15 protein-coding genes are annotated in these 23,750 nt (G+C 39.8%); 12 read left to right on the top strand and 3 right to left on the bottom strand.

The features are described from left to right. Positions 1 to 13 precede the first annotated feature (13 nt). From DIU38_RS11060 to DIU38_RS11030, 7 genes are all read left to right on the top strand, one after another. Positions 14 to 436, top strand: coding sequence for a DoxX family protein (locus DIU38_RS11060; RefSeq protein ID WP_112651286.1), 423 nt, complete (start codon positions 14 to 16; stop codon positions 434 to 436). A 62-nt stretch (positions 437 to 498) separates the two neighbouring features. Then, positions 499 to 1,074 (top strand): dihydrofolate reductase family protein, encoded by a 576-nt coding sequence (locus DIU38_RS11055; protein ID WP_112651288.1) that lies wholly within the window; start codon positions 499 to 501, stop codon positions 1,072 to 1,074. 105 nt (positions 1,075 to 1,179) lie between these two features. After that, on the top strand, positions 1,180 to 1,494 hold the full coding sequence (locus DIU38_RS11050; RefSeq protein WP_112651290.1) for an HTH domain-containing protein: 315 nt from the start codon (positions 1,180 to 1,182) through the stop codon (positions 1,492 to 1,494). A 194-nt stretch (positions 1,495 to 1,688) separates the two neighbouring features. After that, positions 1,689 to 2,744 (top strand): hypothetical protein, encoded by a 1,056-nt coding sequence (locus DIU38_RS11045; RefSeq protein ID WP_112651292.1) that lies wholly within the window; start codon positions 1,689 to 1,691, stop codon positions 2,742 to 2,744. Further along, positions 2,744 to 3,844: a S8 family peptidase gene (locus DIU38_RS11040; protein WP_112651294.1), complete on the top strand. Its 1,101-nt coding sequence runs from the start codon at positions 2,744 to 2,746 to the stop codon at positions 3,842 to 3,844. The genes DIU38_RS11045 and DIU38_RS11040 overlap by 1 nt, the downstream gene beginning before the upstream one ends. After that, positions 3,841 to 5,991 (top strand): hypothetical protein, encoded by a 2,151-nt coding sequence (locus DIU38_RS11035; RefSeq protein ID WP_112651296.1) that lies wholly within the window; start codon positions 3,841 to 3,843, stop codon positions 5,989 to 5,991. The genes DIU38_RS11040 and DIU38_RS11035 overlap by 4 nt, the downstream gene beginning before the upstream one ends. Before the next feature lie 277 nt (positions 5,992 to 6,268). Continuing rightward, complete coding sequence (locus DIU38_RS11030) at positions 6,269 to 8,005, top strand: phospho-sugar mutase (protein ID WP_112651298.1); 1,737 nt, start codon at positions 6,269 to 6,271, stop codon at positions 8,003 to 8,005. A gap of 81 nt (positions 8,006 to 8,086) precedes the next feature. Here DIU38_RS11030 and DIU38_RS11025 read toward each other — a convergent pair whose 3' ends face one another. Both DIU38_RS11025 and DIU38_RS32990 read right to left on the bottom strand, forming a co-directional pair. Then, positions 8,087 to 8,503, bottom strand: coding sequence for an RNA recognition motif domain-containing protein (locus DIU38_RS11025; protein ID WP_112651300.1), 417 nt, complete (start codon positions 8,501 to 8,503; stop codon positions 8,087 to 8,089). Between the two features lie 269 nt (positions 8,504 to 8,772). Continuing rightward, positions 8,773 to 8,922: a hypothetical protein gene (locus DIU38_RS32990; protein WP_167516144.1), complete on the bottom strand. Its 150-nt coding sequence runs from the start codon at positions 8,920 to 8,922 to the stop codon at positions 8,773 to 8,775. 455 nt (positions 8,923 to 9,377) lie between these two features. On the opposite strand from DIU38_RS32990, the gene DIU38_RS11020 reads away from it, so the two are divergent. From DIU38_RS11020 to DIU38_RS11000, 5 genes are all read left to right on the top strand, one after another. After that, complete coding sequence (locus DIU38_RS11020; RefSeq protein ID WP_146750377.1) at positions 9,378 to 10,988, top strand: DUF6377 domain-containing protein; 1,611 nt, start codon at positions 9,378 to 9,380, stop codon at positions 10,986 to 10,988. 507 nt (positions 10,989 to 11,495) lie between these two features. Continuing rightward, complete coding sequence (locus DIU38_RS11015; RefSeq protein WP_112651306.1) at positions 11,496 to 14,477, top strand: SusC/RagA family TonB-linked outer membrane protein; 2,982 nt, start codon at positions 11,496 to 11,498, stop codon at positions 14,475 to 14,477. Between the two features lie 10 nt (positions 14,478 to 14,487). Further along, positions 14,488 to 16,035, top strand: a complete 1,548-nt coding sequence (locus DIU38_RS11010) for a RagB/SusD family nutrient uptake outer membrane protein (protein WP_112651308.1) — start codon at positions 14,488 to 14,490, stop codon at positions 16,033 to 16,035. 70 nt (positions 16,036 to 16,105) lie between these two features. Then, positions 16,106 to 19,408 carry a VCBS repeat-containing protein gene (locus DIU38_RS11005; RefSeq protein ID WP_112651310.1) on the top strand — a complete coding sequence of 1,101 codons (3,303 nt, stop codon included), beginning with the start codon at positions 16,106 to 16,108 and terminating at the stop codon, positions 19,406 to 19,408. Beyond that, complete coding sequence (locus DIU38_RS11000; protein WP_167516143.1) at positions 19,395 to 22,742, top strand: FG-GAP repeat domain-containing protein; 3,348 nt, start codon at positions 19,395 to 19,397, stop codon at positions 22,740 to 22,742. The genes DIU38_RS11005 and DIU38_RS11000 overlap by 14 nt, the downstream gene beginning before the upstream one ends. Positions 22,743 to 23,010: 268 nt before the next feature. On the opposite strand, the gene DIU38_RS10995 is transcribed toward DIU38_RS11000, so the two are convergent. Further along, complete coding sequence (locus DIU38_RS10995; RefSeq protein WP_149354076.1) at positions 23,011 to 23,676, bottom strand: hypothetical protein; 666 nt, start codon at positions 23,674 to 23,676, stop codon at positions 23,011 to 23,013. Positions 23,677 to 23,750 lie beyond the last annotated feature (74 nt).

Raw genomic sequence — 23,750 nt, 5'->3', positions numbered from 1 at the left:
ACCAAATATCATCATGAAACCAAAAACAATTAAAACCCTGTACTGGATCTTTACCGTCCTTTTTTTATTGGCTATGCTGGGCGATGCTTACGGGGGAATCACTATGCAGCAGGCTGGCAAAGATTCATTAGCTAAACTTGGTTATCCCTTTTACCTCATGGTTATTATGGGGTGGGCAAAAATAGCAGGTGTACTGGCCATAGCGCAAACCAGGTACCTGGTTATTAAAGAATGGGCTTATTCTGGCTTCACCATTAGCTTTATCGGTGCATTTTTATCGTGGCTTGCTATTGGAGCCGAGGCTGCCGTGCTCATTCCGCCGGTAGTTATGCTGCTTGTCATGTTCTTTACCTACTATTTATGGAAAAGGTATGAGCAGGTAAAAGAACTGGGCTTAACCAACACCAAACTTGCCGGAAATACCGAACTGGCTTAATGTTTTTAGTTTAATTATAAATTCCGGGTTTATCAATAAACCCGGTTTGCTTGTTTATCACCATGCGGAAACTGATCGTATCCTTAAACATTACGCTGGATGGTTTTGTAGCGGCGGAGGATGAGGGCCTTGATTGGCACTATCAATACTGGACGGATGAAATAGCCGAGACAACAACAGAACTGCTTAGCCAGGCAGATACTATTTTATTGGGCAAAAACACATATCAGGCTATGGCTGCCTATTGGCCTTTTCAGGCTAAGTGCATGAATTTTCCTCGTACGGATATTGCTTATGCAGATATGATGAACAACTACCAAAAAGTGGTTATGTCCTCAACAATGAGCTCTGCGTTGTGGAACAATTCATTACTGGTCAAAGGAAATCTAAAGAGAGTTGTTGAACATTTAAAAAAGCAGCAGGGCCGTGACATCCTTACTTACGGAAGCATCAGTGTGGTCAAAAAGCTGGTGGCCGCGAATTTAGTTGATGAGTACCAGCTTTGGATCCACCCGGTAATTTTAGGCAATGGTAGAGCTCTTTTCAACGGGGTAAAAAGCCACTTGCTTTTAAAACTGGTTTTAAAGAAAGTTTTTTCATCGGGTGTTATATTGATGGTTTATCAATCCTATAATTAACTTAGGTAACACCATTAAACCGACCGGTTTAAAAAGGCATCTTTACTGCTGACACACTGTTGTCAATAGCGCATTACACCTTTGTATGTAAAAACGTGATCCGTTATGAACAGAGCCGACAGGTTGCTCAAGGTATTGGTGCTGCTGCAAACCAGGGATGTGGTTTCTATCGACCTGCTGAAATCACATTTTCATATCAGTACCCGTACAGCCTACCAAGACCTTGAGTGCCTGAAGCAATTAAAAATAACAGTGATATTTGAAGCTGAAAAGGGATGTTTGGTTTTAGTTGCAAGCTGCCTTTCGCCGGATGGTAAAAGTGAGATCATTTCTCAGCCGATGCTGGTTATTCCGCCGGCCATAAAAAATGAGGTACTATTGACTATTCCGCGTGCGGTAAATAATGATCCTCAAAACTGATCATCGTAATATCTTAGTTTTTCGGCAACTCATAAAAATTTACGCCTTCGCTGTTTTGAGCCAATTTAAAACAAGGGAACATCTGATTTTTGCGCAAAAGTACGTATGAAAATACCGTATTTTAACGGATTGATATTTGGTCGATTGCTTTGTAAATTGGTAAACATTTTTATGTCTGCTAAACCCGCAACCTTATGTTTAATTCCCCAATTATTGATCTTGCGCTCACGCTGTCGTTCACCTATTTTTCACTGAGCCTAACTGTTAGCACAATTCATGAGTATCTGTCTGCCCTGCTTAACAAGCGGGGGGAGTATCTGAAAAATGCTATTGAATGTTTACTATTTGACCAGGACTGGAAACAAATAGCAGAAAAGCTTTATAACAATCCTAACATTACATCTTTAAAGAAAGATTTAAACAGTTTGCCATCTTATATCCCAGCTGGCAATTTCGCTGCGGCTTTAATGGATCAGTTTAAAGACGATAAAAATATTATCCTTGATATGAATAAGATTAGGGATGTTTTAACAGATGACGGCATAGCGGCACAGGTTGGCATCTCTGCCGGGATCAGGAAACTTCTTCTTAATTTTTATGAGCGCGCCCAGGGCGATCTTCAGAGTTTTCAAAAACAGATCGAAACATTTTATAATTCGGCCATGGACAGGGCCTCGGGAGTTTACAAACGATCGTCTCAGCTTATTGTATTTATTATTTCGGTGGTAATCTGCGCCTCCTTGAATGTTGATACTATAAATATTGTAAACAAGCTTTGGGGTAACCAGGAAGCACTGAAACATGCAGCCGATAATTTACAAACCGTAATTAAGCAAGTAAACGAAAAAGGATATAATCCTAAAACTGATACGATAAAGTTTGAAGCCAGCAAAGTAACGGTTATTAAAAACATACCTGCCGATACGAGTAAAAACGCACCTAACGGGAAAAAAGTCGCCCAGCAAATCAGCACAGTTAGTACGTTTCTGGTAAGCTCTGGTATCCCTGTGGGTTGGACGGCACAAAATACTCCAGATTTGAAGGGTAAAACATTTTACCAAAGCCTTTTGCCGCTTTTAATCAAGATAACGGGTTTATTATTAACAGCTATAGCTTTAATGTTAGGCGCTCCTTTTTGGTTCGATTTGATCAATAAAATTGTAAGTTTACGTGCGGCAGGCAAAAAGCCTGAAGAAGAAGCAACCACACCAACTAAAAACACTACCGTAACCGTTAAACCAGTAGGCTGATGCGTATTAAAGTAACCAAGCTGCTTAATACCAGGGTAGGAGGCGCTCATACAACCTATCAAATCGGTACTGTAAAAGAGCCCGGTGACATTATAGAAGTAACGGGGATTGTGCAGGGAGAGGAACTTGACGGAAACAATACCTGGTATAGAGCGAGCGACGATGTTAATAGTCATTATTGGAGTGGCGGGGCCGAACAAATAGATGGAGCCGGTGGCAATTATCAGCAATGGATGATTGACTTGAACCTCCCGGAGATTTGGGGCAGGTATGCAGGTACAGGCGTTGGTGTTGCTGTGGTGGACACCGGTATTGCGCCAGGCATAACAGACCTGTTTTATAATCAGAGTAAGTATTATGTTTATGGCGATGATGTTGAGATAAAAGACAATGCCGGTCATGGTACGTTTTGTGCTTCCCTTGTTGGGCTACGGAATATCAGCGGTAACTATGTCGGTGTGGCTCCGGGTTGTAATTTATTCGCCTGTAAAATATCCGAAAAAAGAACATTTGAAAACACGGAGAGAGATGCCCAAAGATATGCTGACGCGATTAATTGGTGTGCAAAAAATCCTGATATTCATATAGTTTCAATAAGTTGGTCGTCGGGTATAAGCAATGCTGCTACTCTAAGTTTAATTCAAGAGGCTATAAACAATGCCGTAGCTAACAATAAAATTATTGTTTGTTCTATCGGAAATTCGATAGTATTTGGAAATACAAGTAAATATTATCCGGCCTGTTTGAAAAATACAATCGGGGTCGGCATGGTTCCGGATAAGGAGAATGGCTATCCTTGTATAAATGAGTTCCTATCGCTGGTGATCAATGGCTCGCAAATAAAATCATATGATCAGAATAACGAATTGATAGCTGATAGCGGGAGTAGTTTTGCGACGGCTATTACATCGGGCATAATTGCGCTGATGATTCAAAAAATGAATTTTAGTTATTCATTTGCTACGATCATTGAAAAATTGGCGGCTATGACGCAGAAAACAACCTTCATTATAACCGAAGATGGAAACCCGCCAGCATCCTTCGATCTTCCACTGCTAAAACCCGAACTTTTATTGAATTTTTTTAACGATGTTGTATGAAATATAAATACGCCTCTGTTTTTTTGCTCTTGCTTCTATCCTGCAAAATATTTGCACAACAACCCGAAAGGCGCGTTTTTTATGATGTATTATATTTAAAAAGCCTTTACGACAAAGACGGAAAAATAAGGATCAGCCCACAAAACAAGCCTTTGTTTGCTTATTATTTTAATCTAAAGAACACCACTAATGTAGATACTGTTATCAAGAAAAACCCTTTTTTTAGTTTGAGCGGGATTTATGAAGCCGGAGGTGCAAGCGGAGGCACAATGCCCAGCCCATCCGGATTAATACAATCCATAGGCTCTCTTGATGTTACCAATCTTGCCGACGGTCTTGCAAAGTTTTTGGTCGAACGAACAAAGCAGGAACTTTCAACAGCTTTTTTTTCTCGGTTTAAAAAAGAACTGGACAGTACCAGGCAGTTGCAGTTATTATTCCCGGTTACTTACAAATCACTTACAGCTATAGATGTTGAGATATATAATTACGCCGCCTATACGGATTTGCTGCGGGAATCATTTCAGAAAGACCTGGCACTTTTACTTCCCAATGTTTCTAATTTGATTGAGGATCCCTGTATGGATCAATTGTTTGCTGCCATGCCTCATGTCAGGATAATCTTCATTGATGCCTTGTATATAGCCAACGAGTTTCATGAGGGTTCCCATCCCGGGGATATTTTTCATAATTATCTGGTTAATAAAGCAGACAATGGCACCTTAAGGCTTATAAATGAAAATGTATATCCGGCATTGCAGGCTTTTGATCTTTTTTCACAATCATTACGGTCAAATCAGAAAGATAAATACTGGGTTGATGCCGATTCGGCAAAGATGCTTTTTAATAGCCCTGTAACTTTCCAAATCTACCTTGGTTTGCTTTATCAGCAATTGGAAAAAAAAGACATTAATTTTAAAGAGGGGTCAATGAAGCAATTCCTCAAAGATCGTAGTGGTGACTTTTTAAAATTTGAGGAAACTTATCAGAAGTATAACGTTGAACTTATCCAAAAAGCAACGATAGTAAACAGGTATTTTATTAATTTAAAGCAGCTTCAGCAAAAAGGTGAAAACACTTTTAATTACCAGGATTATTACGCGCTTTATAATTCATCCCTTAGCCTTTTTGAGCAATTATTGAAATCGCCATTGCTTTTAAATGTCAACTCGGCTAATATCACTATACCAATGATTGACAGGAACGATCCGAAGATTGATCAGTACCTGTCATCAGCCAGGAGTCTTGGCAACGTTTACATTGATGTTTACGAAAAACAGTACCCCGCGGCCATAGTTGAGCTTAGCGGCGTTTACGATAACCTGTTTATTAATAAAGTCGTCACCAACCCAATAAAACAGGATTTAGTTAGAAATCTTGCAGAAAAAAAAGCAGAATATGATAAACTGCAGGATGCAGTCGCCAAAACTGCCATAAAGAAAGAAATAAATGAACTTGAAGCGAAAATTGCAGCGTTCACCGAGTGGCCGGCAATAAATAAAATGTTTATTAAATATGCCAATTTTGCCGCTGAGGTATCAAAAGCGAAAAACAGCGACGAAGTAAAAAATGCTATTGAAGCAATTGCTTTACCGGTAGGCAGTTCAACCGTTAAACGCGAGGCTATTTTTAATGTCGCTCTAAACGCCTATGTTGGTCCTTATATAGGTAAAGAAAAAGTGCATGGCATTGATGAAAAGTATAAAGGTACATACGGGCTCTCAGCACCGGTGGGAATTTCATTTAGCTGGGGGCACCGTTTATTATTTGTTCCTACGGGCGATAAAAAATGGTCGACTTCTGTTTTTGTTTCTTTAATTGATATCGGCGCACTTGCTTCATACCGTTTTACATCCGGAAGTACCCCAGTAGCAAAAGATACCAGCGCCACTGTAGCGCAGGTGCCCAAAATTGAGCTGAAGAATATCATAAGCCCCGGTTTGTTTTTATCTATAGGTATACCATCTACACCAATCTCAATTTCGGGTGGTTTCCAGGTTGCGCCAAATTTGCGTAGCGTTAGTTTAACAGGAGCCAATAAAGATGTGATAACTAACACTTACGGCGATAATAAGTTATATACACGTTGGTCGGTTGGGGTTTTAGTTGATATACCGATACTCAACTTGTTTACTAAAGGACGTTAACAGATTTGATTAACGGTTAGTCGGCCAACGATAAATCGAGGGCGAAGGATGGCAGCGCCATTTATAGCTTGAAATTGATAAAACTTTTACTGGAGTATCTTGTTCAGATAACGGTTCGGCGGCTGCCGCTCTTGCCGTGCATTATATTTAAAAGTTATTGCATATTGGGCTGGCATAATTAAAAAGATGATTTAACTTTAAGGCGTTCTGTTTTGATTATTTATTGTCATATTTAAAATAAAACCGAATCTGATAAATTGAAAATATACAACCACTTATGCAGGAATTAGACCCCACCATTCTTCAAAAAGCAAACTCATGGCTTCAAGGAAATTATGATGCTGATGTAAAGCAGGAAATTCAAAAATTAATTGACGATAAGGCATATACCGAACTGACGGATTCATTTTACCGTGATCTGGAGTTTGGTACCGGCGGCCTTCGCGGCATTATGGGGCCGGGTTCAAACCGTATCAATAAGTATACTATAGGCGCCGCCACACAAGGATTAGCTAATTATCTGAAAAAAACCTACCCCGGCGAAAAAATCAAAGTAGCTATTGCTCATGACAGCCGTAACAATGCCGATTTTTTTTCGACTATTACGGCCGAAGTTTTTTCAGCTAATGACATTTATGTTTATTTTTTTAAGGCATTACGTCCTACACCCGAGCTTTCGTTTGCCGTACGCTATTTAGGCTGCAAAAGCGGTGTAATGCTTACAGCATCGCACAACCCTAAAGAATATAACGGGTACAAAGCTTATGGGGCCGATGGTGGGCAGTTTGTTTCTCCGCACGATAAAGCCGTGATGGACGAGGTTGCTGCAATCAGCAGCATTGATGACATCAAATTTAACCGCGTTGATGCTAATATTCAAGAAATAGGGGAGGACATTGACGAGCTTTACCTGAGCAAGATCACCGAGCTTTCTGTTTCGCCTGATGCTATTGAACGTCAAAAAGATCTTAAAATAGTTTATTCGCCAATCCATGGTACCGGTATCACATTGGTACCCCAAGCCTTGAAACGGTTTGGTTTTGAAAATGTGATCTTGGTTGATGAGCAAATAACTCCCGATGGGAATTTCCCAACAGTAGTTTACCCTAACCCCGAAGAAAAGGAAGCGCTTACTCTTGCCCTTAAAAAAGCACAGGAAACTGACGCCGACCTGGTATTGGCTACAGATCCGGATGCAGATCGTGTGGGTATTGCTGTGAAAAATACCGATGGCGAGTTTATCCTGCTCAATGGTAACCAAACCGGCGCTATGTTGATCAATTATTTATTAACGGCATGGGAAGAAAAAGGCAAGCTTACCGGTAAAGAATACATCGTTAAAACCATTGTTACCACAAATCTAATCGAACGCATAGCCGAAGCCAAGAATGTTACTTACTATAACACCCTTACCGGCTTTAAATATATCGGCGAGTTAATGACCCATTTTGAGGGTAAACAAACCTTTATAGGTGGCGGTGAAGAAAGCTATGGTTATTTGATAGGCGAACTGGTTAGGGATAAGGATGCTGTAGTTTCAAGCGCATTCATTGCAGAAATGACTGCTTATTACAAAGACAAAGGAAGCAGCCTTTTTGAAGCATTAATTGACACTTATGTGCAATATGGTTTTTATAAAGAAAAGCTGATCTCCCTGACTAAAAAAGGTAAAACCGGTGCCGAAGAAATTAAGGAAATGATGGAGAAATTCCGTACCAATCCTCCGGCTACCTTAGGCGGCTCAAAAGTAAGCGCACTTAAGGATTATGAAAAACGTATTGAAACTGATTTAACAACCAATACAAGCAAACCAATTGAATTGCCGGTATCTGATGTTTTACAATTCATTACAGAGGACGGTAGTATCATTTCGGCCCGGCCGTCAGGTACGGAGCCTAAAATTAAGTTTTATTGCAGTGTGAACGGCAAACTTGAAAGTAAAGAGACATATAGTGAAACAGACAAAAAACTTGACGCTAAGATTGCCTCAATTATGCAGGACCTCGGTGTTTAACTACGGATAATGATGTTAAAAAAAATCCCGGCCAGATCTCAATCGGCCGGGATTTTTTATGTGTGGTTTATCAGTCGTTTGTTACATTGTTTTTCTGGGGCGCCTTGGTCTGTCACCTCCAGGTGACTGATTATTATTGCTCCGGTAATTGCTTTGGCCATTATAGCTTCGGGTATTGTTAGTTCTGTCACCGCCGCTTCTGCTATTGTTATTGCCATATCCAAATGACTTACGGGGCGGAGGAGTTTTCTTTACAAAGTCGTCGTTTATTTTTACACTTAATATCCGATCGGCAATAGGCGTACCGTCTAAGGCAATCACCGCGTTTTCGGCTCCCGTGCGGTCCTTCATTTCAAGAAACGCATATCCCTTGCATATCCTTGTTTTTTTGTCGCGTACAATTTTAATCGTTTCCACATCGCCATGTGGACCTATCATTTTAACAAGTTCCAGCTCTGTCATTTCCAGAGGAAAGCCGCCTACAAATAATTTGACCATTTATAAATTGAGATTAAGATGATAGATAACCACCGTACACAAATTTCGTTTGATTTTTTTTAAATAAAGGATGTTTTCGCGTTAAAACCAAAGTTTATTTAATAATTCGTTGTTTTCAAGTCAGTAATGGTCCTAAAAAGGCATTTTGTGACTCTTAATAATAGAACGTCATCAATACAAAACAGAGAACGACTGGTATACATCTTTAAGAAGTACTGAAGGCCCGTTGGCTGCAATTGCGTTTTCAAGGTTTTTATTGCTAAATACAGCTACCCCATCTCGGTTTTTACCTGGTATCTCAATGACAAATTCAGTGCGGTTGTATCCCAGTTATAAATATCGGCATTAGCGTTCGGACGCCCGGTAAATGGCCCAAATGCTTTTAAGAAATAGTCCAGTATTTTATAGGCGTCAGCCATCTTAAAAAAAAGATAAATGTTCACTATTTTGTTTTTGTAAACGCGGAAACCTATTGCATCTAATAACAAACTATCTCCCTGTATCAATGGCCGCTGTCTTTATATTGATAACGAATACAATTGTCTGCATTGTGTTTAGCATCAATATCTAAATAGATAAGCTCACGGGCCGGAATAGATTAAAAATAAAACTCGTCGTTTAGGTGGCATGACTCAATCTTTTTCAGGTTCGGACAGTGTAATTTCTGTGGATCAAAAAACAAAACTAAAACGCATTAGCAATACTGTAAATCCATATATTTGAGAATATAAACCGGGGATAGGTGTGCAATTTATCTTCTAAAATGATAGCCTTGTTGGTTGCAGTTTAATTAATTTATTGCCGTATTTGATTTGCAGAAATTGTGTGTTTGATTAATCGGATCGGTGCGTTATTAAAAACCTTTATAACAAAAATGAAATATATCTTCTGTTTGCTTTTTTTATTAATTATTCTTTCGGCAAATGCATTCACTGATCCTAATACCTTACTCGAAGAATTAAAAACTGAAATCGCAAAAAAAAATATATATGATAGCAGTAAAGAAGCAAGGATCCGAAAATTAAAGGCATATCAATCAACCCTTTCGCAAACCAATTATGATGCGCGGTTTGATACCTGGGACAAGCTTTACATCGAATATAAATCATATCAGTTTGATTCGGCGTATGTTTATGTCGATAAAATGATATCACTAAGCAAGGTAACCGGTAATAAACCAAAGGAGTATTATAGTTATGTAAGGATGGCTTTTATTCTTCTTTCGTCGGGGATGTTTAACGAAACCTTTGACTATTTACGAAAAGTAAATGTAAAAGCCCTAAGTAATGCCGATAAAGTTGATTACTATTTCTTTTTAGCCAGGTGCAATTATGACTTGGCGAATTACAGTAATGACAAATATTTTAGCCCCGATTATATTAAGACCGGTAATAAATACATTGATTCAGCGGTCTCGTTTTGCGGCAACGACCATATAATGCATACTTATTTACTTGGTTTGAAGGATTACCAGGAAAAGAATTATGTAGAAGGGCGGATACGCTTTAAAAAATTACTGGAAAAGGATATGCCAATTTCCATGCACCTGCGTGCAATGGTGTCATGCTCATTGGGCGCAATCTGCCTGGAAGATAATGAAAGGCAGGAGGGCCTTAATTTGATGATGAGGGCTGCAATAGCCGATATCAAATCATCAACGCGTGAAACGGTTGCGCTTTATACGCTTGCCGAATTATTGTACAAACAGGGTAACATCAAAGATGCTTACAGTTTCATTCAACTGGCAAAAGCTGATGCCGACTTTTACGGGGCTCGCCAGCGTAAAATACAAATTGCTTCAATTTTACCATTAATAGCAGCAGCCGAGCTTAATAATACCGAGCATCAAAAAAACCGCTTCCTGGTGTTTCTGTTAATTATTACTGCGCTTGCACTGCTGGTTGTCTTTTTCCTGGTGATGATCATTAACCAATTAAAAAAGTTGAAGGTTAAAGAAGCAATAATTGAAGGGAAAAATGTACAATTAAACCACATAAACGCGAAACTAATTGAAGATGCAAAAATTAAAGAGGAATATATCGGGCAGTTTTTTAAAGCTATTTCGGGATATATCGGTAAGCTCGAAAATTTGAAAATCTCTATTGATGCCAAGCTCTCGATGAAGAAGTATGATGCCATTCATACTTTTGTAAATAATATCGATATTAAAAAAGAAAGAGAGAGCTTGTATTACAGCTTTGATCATATTTTTTTAAAGATCTTCCCTAACTTTATTACGGTGTTCAATAGCTTGTTTGCCGAGAAAGATCAGATCTGGCCTGATGAGGACGAAGTATTAAATACCGACCTTCGTATATTCGCGCTTATAAGGATGGGTATTGCTGATAATGAAACTATTGCCAAAATATTGGAATATTCTGTCAATACAATCTATGTTTACAAAATGAGGATCAAAGCCAAATCGTTGCACCCTGATCAATTTGAACAACGGATAATGGATATTAAGGCTTTTGATTATGAGTGATTTTTTTAGAAGATACATGCTAAAAACCCTGTAAAGTAGCCAAACCTTACAGGGTTTTTAGCAAAAAAAGTATTATAAGTGATTAAAAAAACATTATATTTTTTGTCGATGTTTTTTATATAAATATCTGTTTTTCAGTTTTTTAAATTCTAAAAACATCGAAAAAAGTTATAAAATTATTAAAATAAGCCCTTTTCACCTTTACCGCAACGGATAAGTCTTTTTCTGAGTTTATTTATAAGTAAATTGCATCAGAATTTAACCTGTAATAATTGTAAACCATTACATTTTTAAACGATCGGCCATTGTTAGCCTTTTCCTGTGCTCATCTTCTTATCTACCGCTACGGGCGATGTTTGGATGGCCATTGTGCGTATACTTCGGGTATTATTTATTATGATAACCCGAAACTATATTAGCGTGACTTCGTATAAATGTTGGGATCTTTTTTTACGGATTGAAAACTAAACCCAAACAACAACCAATTTCAACTAAATCTCAAGTTTTATGCAAATTAAACATTTACTCAACGTATGTTTCTTTGCTGTTTTTCTCTTTTTGATGGAGCCTGCTATGGCCCAAAATAAGATAATAACAGGTAAAGTAACCGACAAAAAAGATGGCTCCCCTTTAATAGGAGTATCGGTAGTAACTGCTGTAGGTGCCCAGGGTGGCGCCATAACAGCAACAGACGGATCGTACAAAATTTCGGTTCCGGCAAATACCCCAAGTCTTACTTTTACCTACGTAGGTTATTCAAATCTTACTGTACCTATCAACGGTAAAACTCAAATTAACGTAAGCATGGAATCGGCCAGTAAGGCCCTAAATGAAGTAGTCGTGGTTGGATACGGTACCCAACGGGTAAAGGACGCAACGGGTGCAGTGGCCTCGCTAAGTACCAAGGACTTCAATAAAGGACAGATCGCAACTCCCGACCAATTACTTCAAGGACGTATAGCAGGCGTAACGGTTACTCCAGGAAGTGGTGAGCCAGGTAGCGGTGCTTCAATAAATATTAGGGGGACCGGTTCAATAAGAGCCGGAAATGACCCTTTGTATGTAATTGACGGTGTGCCGGTATCCAATGATTCATACGCTGCGTCGAGCGCCGCTAGCCCTATCGGTAGTTCATCGGCTCGTAACCCGCTCTCTTTTCTCAATCCAGCAGATATTGAAAATATTTCGGTATTGAAAGATGCTTCCGCGTCAGCTATTTATGGCTCAAGAGGCGCTAATGGCGTAGTGTTGATTACAACAAGAAAAGGCAGGAAAGGGCAGGGCATACAGTTTTCTGAAAATACATCCTATGCTACAGCTGCCAATCGTTATAAACTACTTAACGCCTCTCAATTTCTTCAGGCTGTGGCGGCAACAGGCGCAGACGCAAATGCAATTAATAAAGGAGCAAATACTAACTGGCAGGACCAAATATTTAGAGGTGCGGTTTCTCAGAATTTTAACCTTGGTTTTGGCGGAGCTACTGGAGGTTTTGTTTATAGGGTTTCCGGAAGCTATGACGATCAAAATGGTATCATTAAAAAGTCGGGCCTAAAACGTGGTACCGTAAGAATCAATGCTACTCAATCTTTATTTAAAGATGTAGTGAAACTTGATCTTAACTTGCTCGGGTCAAATGTAAAAAACGTATATGCGCCTATCACCAACAACGCGGGTTTTCAGGGTAGCCTTATCGGTGCTACAATAGGGTTGAACCCAACTTATCCGATTAAAAATGCAGATGGCACTTACTACTACGATGGTAGCAGCCTTAATCCGGTAGATATGCTCACCAATACCTGGGACAGGGATAATGTTAACCGTGTATTGGCAAATTTAGGACTGAGCATTAAGCTGACTAAAAATTTAACTTATCGCGGTACTTATGGTAATGATTATTCTTTAGCTAAACGTTATACATTCTATGATCCGAGAATCCAGGGGTATACAAGCAGCGGTAGTATAAGAGGTAAAACTACTCCGGCTATATCCGGTACAGGCATGGGTGCGCTGCAAACCGTTAAACTGGGCAACTCAATTACCGAACAAACCTTAACTTACGACAGAAAATGGACCGATAATAGCTCATTAACAGTTTTAGCAGGTTATTCATATCAGGTATTTAACAATAAAGGTTTTAATGATATCCGGTTTAAAACATCGCAGCCAAACGTGTTGGTTAAAAATATAAACAATTTTCAAAATCCATTTCCTGTATTTGGTGATACCACCCGTTCGCAGTTACAGTCATATTATGGTCGCGTCAACTATTCATATAAAGATAAATATCTGTTAACTGCAACTGTACGTACCGACGGTTCATCAAAATTTGGTAAAAACAATCGTTATGCGACATTCCCCGCTTTGGCTGTGAAATGGAAAATTATGAATGAAAGCTTTGCGCCAAAAGGCTTGTTTGATGATCTTAGCCTGCGCTTAAACTATGGCAAAACAGGTAATCAGGAGTTCCCAGCATATCAATCACTTTCAATTTATCAATCAGATCTGAACGGTGGCACCAACCAGCTTTATGCACCTAATTCTGATCTGAAATGGGAAACTACAACCAACTATGGTGCTGGTATTGATTTCTCTATTTTTAATAACAGGGTAACCGGTACTATTGATTATTTCAATAAGAGCACCAAAGATCTTTTATTTTTTCAATACTTTTCAGCTCCAGCTCCAGCTCCTGGGCAATGGATAAACCTTCCGGGTAAAGTGTTGAACAAAGGCTTGGAATTGGGGCTGAGTGTAGCTGCTGTCCAGGGCTCTAAATTTACCTGGGATATTAATTATAATATGACATTCCTGAGCAACAAGGTTAAAGACTTTAAGCAAAGGGTGGTTCAAACAGGTGCTATTAGTGGACAGGGTTTGTCTGGCGCATTTTCCCAGGTGATACAAAACAATTATCCATTATTCACCTTTAAAGTTACTAAATATAATGGTCTTGATAAAGACGGTTTTGCTATTTACCCTGATGGTATTGACGTTCAAACATTACAAGGTAGTGCTTTACCTAAATTCACAGCCAGCCTAACCAATAATTTTACTTATGGTAACTGGAGCCTAAGCGTTTTCCTGAATGCGGTAACCGGCTTCTATATTTATGACAATACCGCAAATGCATATTTCTACCGCGGTAGTTTGTTAACAGGTCATAATGTTTCAACCGATGTTGCATTTACCAACGAAAATCCACTTAACTCTGGCCAGGTATCAACCCGTTGGCTTGAAAAAGGCGATTTTGTCCGCCTTTCAAACGTAACTCTTGGTTATACATTCCCACTTAAAAATGGTAAATTTATTAAATCGCTAAGATTAGCTCTTACCGGCCAAAACCTCGCTATCATAACCGGTTATAAAGGACTTGATCCTGAAATAAATGTTAATAAGGACATTAATAGTGTTCCATCAAGGGGTATAGACTATACTGCATACCCTAAAGCCCGTACATATACATTTGGTTTAACTGCAGGATTTTAAAAGTAAATAAATGAAAAAATTAATAGAAAGAACGAGCGTTGTTTGTTTGGCAACATCGTTACTGGCAATAATGAGTTGTGCAAAACTTGACGAAAAAGTTTACGGCTCAAAGGTGATCAGGGAGGGAAGTAATGGTTCTGCATCTGATCTAAAAGGTGTTTACTCGCAATTAAACGGTCAAGCAGATCAGGCAAATACTTATGCATTGCAAGAGCATCCTACTGATGAAATGATGGGACCAACCAGGGGAACAGACTGGGGGGACTTTGGAACCTGGCGTAAATTACATACTCACACCTGGGACGCTTTTCATAACCAGGTGAGCGACACCTGGGATCAATTGAACACTGGTGTTTACCGGGCGACACAAGTTATCAATTCATCACAATCAAGCGCTCAAACCAAAGGTGAAGCCAGTTTCTTAAGAGCCTACTTTATGTTTGAGGTGGTTGACTTATATGGACAAGCCCCTTTCAGAGATCCAGACGCACCGTCAAGTGAAAATCCTAAAGTATATAATCGCAGCGCTGCAACTGACTTTATAATTAAAGATTTGCGATTTGCCGAAGCAAATCTTGGTGCTTCCGCGTCTGCAGGAATTGCAAGCAAAGCTGCTGCCGAAGCGTTGTTAGCTAAAGTATATCTAAATAAAGCTGTATACAAAGCCACTACAGTTGGTGGGCCATTTACTTTCGCTAAAACCGATATGGATAGCGTAATAGTATTTGCCAATCGGGTAGCTGATGCCGGCTATCAATTGGAGCCTTCGGGCAAATACTTTCAGGAGTTTGCATGGGACAACAGTGATAAATCTAAAGGCATTATATTCGGTATAATCAACACCTCTACCAATGCGCCAGGAAATACCCACAACCGTTGGAGAATGGGTATGCACTATAATCAATCGCCCAGTGGCTGGAATGGATTTACCACCCTTGCCGATTTTTATAACGCATTTGATCCAAAAGACGAGAGACGTGGTGGTTCATATACAGAACTCACCGATCGTAACGGGTTAAATACTGGTTTTCTGGTTGGCCAACAATATGGCCCTGGACATGTTGCCCTTAAACAGCGTGGTGGTTCTCCGCTCGTTTTCACACCCGATGTAAACCTTAACTATTCAACAGAAGCGCAGGGTATCCGTGTTATTAAATACTTTCCTCATCCGGCGGCGGATGGTTCTGTTAACGACGACTTCGCTACAAACACTTACATCTTATTACGTTTTGCCGATGTGAGGTTAATGAAGGCTGAGGCTATACTGAGGGGAGGCACAGATCCGAATGGTGAATCCGCACTTGCAATCGTTAATAGTATAAGGACACCGCGCGGGGCTGCTGCCCTGGCAACTTTAGACCTGAAAGCTATGCTGGCTGAACGTGGTTTCGAGTTGTATTATGAGGGATGGAGGCGAAATGACTTAATCAGGTTTGAAAAATTTAATGACCCGGTTGATCAGCGTCCTAACAAGAGTGATAAGACAAGAACTGTGTACCCAATACCGGCTCGTGCTGTTGACTCTAACCCTAACCTTAAACAAAACGCAGGTTACTAATAATTGAGATTTATTTGATTGAAAGGAACGTAGCGGAAATTTCCGCTACGTTTGTTTTTTCGCAAAGTATATGCAACCAAAAGTACCCCTGTTTCTCCTTATCTTAATCCTTACTATTTTTTGCGCCTGTAATGGTGGGGATAAACAAACCCTGTTTACCGAGCAGAATAACGAAACCATCGGCATCAATTTCGCTAATCGGCTCAATGACCAGGACCGTACCAATGTGTTCACCTTTCGTAATTATTACAATGGAGGCGGGGTTGCCATTGGCGATGTCAATAATGATGGCCTCAATGATGTTTATCTGACATCAAACATGGGCGGCAATCAACTCTATATCAACAAGGGAAATTGGAAATTTGAAAATATAACCGATAAAGCAGGGGTTAAGGGTACTAAATACTGGAGCACGGGGGCTACTATGGTTGATATCAATGGCGATGGCTGGCTTGATATTTACGTTTGCCACAGCGGTAATGCCCGCGGCAACGAAAAGGGTAATGAACTATTTATTAATCAGCACGATGGTACGTTTAAAGAAGAAGCTCAAAAGTATGGCCTGGTAGATAATGGGTTATCCACCCAGGCCATTTTTTTCGACTACGATAATGACGGCGATCTGGACTGCTTTGTACTAAATAATTCTTTCAGGCCTATAGAGTCGTTTGATTTTAGTAAAAACCTGCGCGCTGTTGTTGATGAGTTGGGTGGTGCCCGTCTTTATCGTAATGATGGCGGCCATTTTACCAACGTAACCAAAGAAGCGGGCATATATTCAAGTGATATAGGTTTTGGTTTAGGCGTTTCTGTAGCCGATATCAACCAGGATGGATATCCTGATATCTATGTCTCCAATGATTTTTTTGAACGCGATTATCTTTATATCAACCAAAAAAACGGAACTTTTAAAGAGGATATTCAAAATGAAACCGGCCACCTGAGCCTGGCTTCAATGGGATCAGATATTGCCGATATTAATAACGATGGGCAGTATGATATTTTTACTACAGAGATGCTGCCCGAAGGCGATCGGCGTTTAAAAAAAATGACCTCGTTTGAATCGTACGATGTGATCAAAGCCAAGCAGCGCGATGGCTATTATAATCAATACATGCAAAACTGCCTGCAGGTACGTAATAGCGACGGTACGTTCTCCGAAACTGCTTTCTATTCGGGCGTAGCAGCAACCGACTGGAGCTGGGGCGCGCTGATGTTTGATATGGATAATGACGGATGGAAAGACATTTTTGTGTCGAACGGCATCTATAAAGACCTGACCGATCAGGATTATATTGAGTTTTTGGGTAATCGCGATAATATGGCCAAAATAGCCGAAGGCCGGAAGAAATTTGATTATAAAGATTTTACTGATAAAATGGCTTCATCGCCTTTGTCTAACTATGCCTATCTGAACAATCACAACCTTACTTTCACCAATAAATCAACTGATTTTGGTTTGGATAAGCCTGGGTTTAGTAATGGCTCGTCATATGCAGATCTGGATACTGATGGGGATAATGACCTGATTATAAATAATGAAAATGCCCCCGTTTCTATCTTTAAAAACAATGCCGAAAAAAATGGGAACCACCACATCCAGATAAAATTAAAGGGAACAGGCCTGAATACTTTTGGAATAGGTACTACGGTAAAAGTGTTTATGAAGGGCAGTTCGCTAATTTATTATAATCAGCCAACACGTGGTTTTCAAAGTTGCACATCGCCCAATTTACTTACAATAGGTATAGGTAAATACAAATCTATTGATTCGATCCAGGTGATTTGGCCGGGTAATACTTATCAGTTGTTAAAAAACGTAAACGCGGATAAAGTTTACACAGTTAAGCAAACCGATGCCGTCTTGAAATATAACTGGACAAAGCCTGCTGTTAAAACACTATTTGCCGATGTTACCAAATCAATATTTGACAGCATTCCTAAGCATAAGGAGGACGATTTTATCGATTTCGACAACGAGCGCCTGATGCTCCAGATGTTATCGACAGAAAACCCTTATATGGCTACCGGTGACGTTAATGGCGACGGGCTGACTGATTTTTATTTCGGAAGTTCAAAAAACAGTTTTGCCAGCATCTATATCCAACAAAAGAACGGTAAGTTTAAACAAATCATTCCTGAAGATTTTAAAAAACAGGAATACCTGGAAAATGCGGGGGCTGTTTTTGGCGATTTTGATGGCGATGGCGATCAGGACCTGATAATAGGAGTAGGAGGTAACGCCGATGAAGCTGAAACACCAGTGTACAATCCTCGTTTTTTTGTGAATGATGGCAAGGGGAATTTTCATAGGGACCCTGAGAGAACACTCCATGCAGCTGTTAATGCCTCGGTGATTATTTCGGCCGATTATGATGGCGATGGCAAGCCCGACCTTTTTGTTGGGGGCAGAAGTGTGCCCGGGCTTTACGGATGTTCGCCGCAATCATTTGTTTTTCATAATGAAGGCGACGGGCATTTTACCGATGTATCAAAATTAGTATTGGGCACGGATACAAAGATCGGTATGGTAACAGCAGCCAAATGGGCTGATATTGATCATAACGGTTCGCCAGATTTGATAATTGCAGGTGATTGGATGGGGATTAAGATCTTCAAAAACAACAAAGGGAAATTTGCTGAAGATAAACAATTGGCCAATTACAAAGGCTGGTGGAGCAGTCTTGAAATTGCTGATGTGGATGGCGACGGCACCCTTGATATTATTGGCGGTAACATCGGGCTTAACTCAAAATTCAGGGCTTCGTTTGAGCGGCCCATGGAAATTTTTGTAAAGGATTTTGATAATAATGGTACAAAAGAATGTGTAACTTCCATGTATAAAAGTGATGGAGTAAACTATGTTTTTCATATGAAGCCGGATTTAGTGGGCCAGATGCCGATCTTCAAAAAACGTTTTCTGCGCTATATTGACTATGCGGGCAAACCATTTGACGAGGTATTTCCTGCTGAGATGCTTGATGGCGCTGAAAAGCACCAGATGAATTTCCTGGCTTCGGCGGTATTTTTTAATAAAGGCGGAAAATTTATTTGTAAACCACTGCCTGCCGATGCACAGTTATCTATGATAAATACTATTTTGTGTGCAGATTTTGATAATACCGGAGCTGTGAAGATCATCTTAGGGGGCAACTTTTACGGCTTTAAACCTGAAGTCGGGCGGCTTGATGCTAATCGGGGGCTTGTTTATCAATATACAAAAAATGGGTTTACTTATTTTCCAGCTTCCAAAACGGGCCTCAATTTAAACGGACAGGTACGCTCATCGTTAGGTATAAGAAATGCAGCCGGTAAAAATTATTATCTGTTTGGCATTAATGATGAACCGCTTAAAGCTTATGAACTACGTTAACATCAATTTAATGCTGTTTGCCAAATATATTCTTAGATATTTCATCATCCTTCTTTGTATTGGTGTGGTCGGCTTGTCTTCTTGTAAACCCCAAAAAGCCGGAGAAGGTGTATTTAAATTACTCCCAGCTAATGAAACGGGACTAAGCTTCGAAAACAGGAACGTAGTATCCGATTCAGTTAATGTATTAGATTATTTGTATTTCTACAACGGTGCCGGCGTAGCTACCGCTGATTTTAATAACGACGGCTTGCCCGATCTTTATTTCGTATCAAACCAGGGTTCTAACAAACTTTACCTTAATAAAGGAGGGATGAAGTTTGAAGACATCACCGATAAAGCGGGTGTTGCAGGTACCGGGAATTGGAAAACCGGTGTAACTGTAGTTGATATCAATGGCGATGGATTTAAAGATATCTACGTAAGCGTGGTGTCAGGTTATAAAACCTTTAAAGGTAAAAATCAGCTTTACATAAATAACGGTAATTTAACCTTTACCGAAAGCGCGGCCAAATACGGGCTCGATTTTGCAGGACTTTCTACCCAGGCTTCTTTTTTTGATTATGATAAGGATGGTGACCTGGATATGTTCCTGCTTACTTCATCAGTTCATAGCAATGATACCTATGGCGACTCAACCCAGAGGTTTAAATACAGCCATGATGCCGGCGATCATCTTTTCAGGAATGACAATGGTCACTTTGCAGATGTAACTGCGGGTTCAGGTATTTATTCGGCGCCGATCGGTTACGGCTTAGGTGTAAGTGTAGGTGATTTGAATAACGATGGCTGGGATGATCTTTATGTAAGTAACGACTTTTTTGAGCAGGACTATTACTATGTCAACCAGCATAACGGCACATTTAAGGAAGAGTTGAAAAATGCGTTCGGACATACCAGCCTTTTTTCAATGGGGAATACTATCAGTGATGTCAATCAGGACGGTCATTTAGATGTGCTTAGCACCGACATGCTTCCGGAAGAAATGAAGGTGTTACGATCAACCATCAACGATGAACCCTTGGATATTTATAACCAGGAAGTTAATGCCGGGTATTACTATCAATATTCAAAAAATTGCATGCAATTGAACGTGGGCAACGGCAATAAGTTTGTCGACCTGAGCTTGTATAGCGGGAATTCCGCTACAGATTGGACATGGTCGCCACTGGTGCAGGATTTTGATATGGACGGAAAGAAAGATATGTTCTTCTCTAACGGTATCAAACGCCGTCTCAATGATATGGATTACCTGAAATACCTTGGTGATCCTATGGTTATGCAGGCATATAAACAAAATCGCGTTTTTGACAAGGACAAGATCAACAGAATGCCTGAAGGCGGCGTACATAATTACTTTTATCACGGTGAGGACAAATTGAAATTTACAGATGTTTCTAACGGCAACGATATGCAGCGGGCATCTATATCGGCAGGATCTGTTGCCGTTGATTTAGATAATGATGGTGATTTGGATATTGTGACCAACAATATGGATGAGCCGGCATATATCTATAATAATACCACAATGGAAGGCCGCAAGGAAAGCAAGCCGGGCTATCTTAAATACACTGTAAAATATAACCTTTTAAACCGTGATGGCATCGGTACCAAATTTTTCCTTAAGTCAAAGCATCATCTCGATCACCAGGAAATACAAACCAGCAACGCGTACGAAAGTAATTTGAATAACGAGCTGCTTTTTACATTTGCCCCTGACGATAAACCAGAATCGCTGTTAGTGGTTTGGCCTGACAATAGCTACGAAGTGGTGAAGGATTTCAGGCCCGGTCAGAAAACTACCTTAAGATATAACCCTCAAGCAGTTGAAAACAGTAAACCTATAGCTGAGGTTATCGAAGCTTTCATCAGCGATAAAAAACAGTTTGACAGCAAATCTATACAAGCAAAGCTTTTGGCCAACGTTAAAACTTTCGACACTCCCGACTTTAATTATTATTCGCTTTTACCGCACACTTATTTGCAGCACACCCCCGCAATTGCTGTAGCTGATGCCAATAATGATGGCATTGATGATATTTACGTAGGAGGCATAGCCGACGAAGAAAAATACATACTTGCAGGTAATAAATCGGGTGGATTTACCAAAGTTAAAGTGTCATTATTTGACCGGGATAAATATATTGCGGATGAGCAGGCTACATGGGCTGATGTAAATAACGATGGTAAGCCCGATTTGATCGTGATCAGCGCTAACCATCCTTTTCAGGAAACGGAGAAATTGATACAGCCCCGGTTATATATCAATAAAGGCAATTTTCAGTTTGAAGATCAACATTTACCAAAGCTAAATTACCAGGCATCAAAAATTACGTTGTTTGATTTTAACGGAGATGGGCTGAACGATATTTTATTTACCAGCGCCGTTTCATTTAAAGATTATACAGCTACTATTCCTTCTTCAATACTCATTAATAAAGGCAATGGAAAGTTTGAAATAAGTCATGACAAAGCTTATGATCAAATCATGAACCTGCAATATGTCACCAGTATAACAACTGTCGATATCGACCACAATGGCAAGTCTGATCTGCTGATTACGGCCGAGTGGCAGCCCATTTACATTTTCCTGAATGATGGAAAAAAATTAAGTCGTTTTTCATCATCGGTTTTGGAAAAGGAAAAGGGCTGGTGGCAGTCGGCTATAATAAGCGATATGGATGGCGACGGCAAGGCGGACCTTATTGCCGGTAATTGGGGATTGAATAACAAATATAATGTTACTGCTGATCAGCCGCTGTATGCCTATAATACCGATTTGGACAAGGATGGTAAAAACGATTTGATATTATCATATTTTTATAAAGGCCTTTATTTCCCTTTTCGTCCCAAAAATGATTTGGAGCAGGAACTTCCATATCTCAAAAAAGAATGGCTTAGTTATCAAAAAATGGCTGACAAAACCACCACTGAGGTATTTAAGGACAAACTGGATGACAATGATCGTTTAAGTGTAAACCAGTTCAAAAGTATTTTTGTGAGCGATGTATTGCATTCTGCTTCGATTACTGCACTGCCATATCTTTATCAGCAGGCTCCAATTAAATCGATGCTAAAATATAACAACGGCGATATATTACTGAACGGAAACTTTTGTGGTGTTGTGCCTTATGAGGGAAAGTACGATGCACTCGGGCTGGCTGATTTACACTACAATAAACAGCAAAAGCAATTTGATGCGCCGACATACTATGTTAACGGTGCAATCAACTCACAGGAAATCAATTATCTGGTGCCAGTGAAAACAGCAACTAACTTGAATACTTATCTCGCGGTTACCTATGATGGCCGATTAATGTTATTAAGTAAATAATCACGGTTATAGTATCGGATAATATATTTTAGTTATCCATTTTGAGGTGTCCTTTTGTGCCAGTCTATTGGTAACAAGCGATTGAAACGGCATGGCAGGTGATATCAACCTATGATCTTTCATGTATATCTTCATTTGCGCCAGGGCATTGTTAACCGTATTTTGCCCGCCACGTACATCGGCCACCAATAAATTCCCCCCTTAGGTATGTTGTTTATACTTGTTTTTTGAAAAGGAGTGATCGTTTTGTTGATTGGCAGGGCAACATTTACCTGGTATTCGTGCTCATCTGTTTGGGTAACATTAAGCATAGGGAAGTTTGTTTGTTTGGCCCCTGGCTGCCAGCTTGTTGTTGCAGGGTTGTAACGGTGTTGTAAATTACCTGTAATGAAGGATATATCGGATAGGTGTTAGCTGAAACGAGCAAAACTGTGTCTTTAGCATGATTTAAGTAGATCCTATAACCGTATGCGTTTCTTTCATCCTCAAGGAAGTGTTTAAGGCTTAGTAAAATTTCGCCAACCAGTTTTTCCGTATCTTTGGTTTTGAAATAATTAGTTATCCGTGAAAAAAATTGGGTGTTATTCTTATCAACAGCATCCCATTTAAATTTGGCAGAACCTTCGGCGTCGGCAAAATAACTTATTTCGCCATCAAAAGTCAGGTTATCTTTTTTCAATTTAAGATAAGTACTGCTATTGGTCATTTTATCGATACTGATCTTTGTACCTTTAAAATTGTATTGCCTGTCCCCGGTTTTGGTACCGGGCCACCATTTATCCCATCCACTTTCTGTGGTCAGGAATTTTCCGGCAATAACATCGGAGGTATCAATTGACAGGTCCTGTGCTATAACAGGTTTTTCGGGGAGCAAAATATAAGCTGCCGCAATAATTATAATAACGGTAAGTACAATAAAAAAGATCTTCTTCATTTAGTTTATAAAAGACGGATACCCGGGGTGATAAATTTAATAATATCGGGTGGATTAACATGTGTATATTGTTA

It is taken from the genome of Mucilaginibacter metallidurans, assembly GCF_003286435.2.
Classification (GTDB): Bacteria; Bacteroidota; Bacteroidia; order Sphingobacteriales; family Sphingobacteriaceae; genus Mucilaginibacter; species Mucilaginibacter gossypii.
This window is presented reverse-complemented; position numbering and strand designations above follow the sequence as displayed.

What these genes read in the sequence shown, in the direction of transcription:
- DIU38_RS11000 (WP_167516143.1), top strand. Translation starts at nt 19,395, where the DNA reads ATGAACTACGTTAACATCAATTTAATGCTGTTTGCCAAATATATTCTT.
- DIU38_RS11045 (WP_112651292.1), top strand. Translation starts at nt 1,689, where the DNA reads ATGTTTAATTCCCCAATTATTGATCTTGCGCTCACGCTGTCGTTCACC.
- DIU38_RS11040 (WP_112651294.1), top strand. Translation starts at nt 2,744, where the DNA reads ATGCGTATTAAAGTAACCAAGCTGCTTAATACCAGGGTAGGAGGCGCT.
- DIU38_RS11020 (WP_146750377.1), top strand. Translation starts at nt 9,378, where the DNA reads ATGAAATATATCTTCTGTTTGCTTTTTTTATTAATTATTCTTTCGGCA.
- DIU38_RS32990 (WP_167516144.1), bottom strand. Translation starts at nt 8,922, where the DNA reads ATGGCTGACGCCTATAAAATACTGGACTATTTCTTAAAAGCATTTGGG.
- DIU38_RS11035 (WP_112651296.1), top strand. Translation starts at nt 3,841, where the DNA reads ATGAAATATAAATACGCCTCTGTTTTTTTGCTCTTGCTTCTATCCTGC.
- DIU38_RS10995 (WP_149354076.1), bottom strand. Translation starts at nt 23,676, where the DNA reads ATGAAGAAGATCTTTTTTATTGTACTTACCGTTATTATAATTATTGCG.
- DIU38_RS11015 (WP_112651306.1), top strand. Translation starts at nt 11,496, where the DNA reads ATGCAAATTAAACATTTACTCAACGTATGTTTCTTTGCTGTTTTTCTC.
- DIU38_RS11055 (WP_112651288.1), top strand. Translation starts at nt 499, where the DNA reads ATGCGGAAACTGATCGTATCCTTAAACATTACGCTGGATGGTTTTGTA.
- DIU38_RS11050 (WP_112651290.1), top strand. Translation starts at nt 1,180, where the DNA reads ATGAACAGAGCCGACAGGTTGCTCAAGGTATTGGTGCTGCTGCAAACC.
- DIU38_RS11025 (WP_112651300.1), bottom strand. Translation starts at nt 8,503, where the DNA reads ATGGTCAAATTATTTGTAGGCGGCTTTCCTCTGGAAATGACAGAGCTG.
- DIU38_RS11030 (WP_112651298.1), top strand. Translation starts at nt 6,269, where the DNA reads ATGCAGGAATTAGACCCCACCATTCTTCAAAAAGCAAACTCATGGCTT.
- DIU38_RS11005 (WP_112651310.1), top strand. Translation starts at nt 16,106, where the DNA reads ATGCAACCAAAAGTACCCCTGTTTCTCCTTATCTTAATCCTTACTATT.
- DIU38_RS11010 (WP_112651308.1), top strand. Translation starts at nt 14,488, where the DNA reads ATGAAAAAATTAATAGAAAGAACGAGCGTTGTTTGTTTGGCAACATCG.
- DIU38_RS11060 (WP_112651286.1), top strand. Translation starts at nt 14, where the DNA reads ATGAAACCAAAAACAATTAAAACCCTGTACTGGATCTTTACCGTCCTT.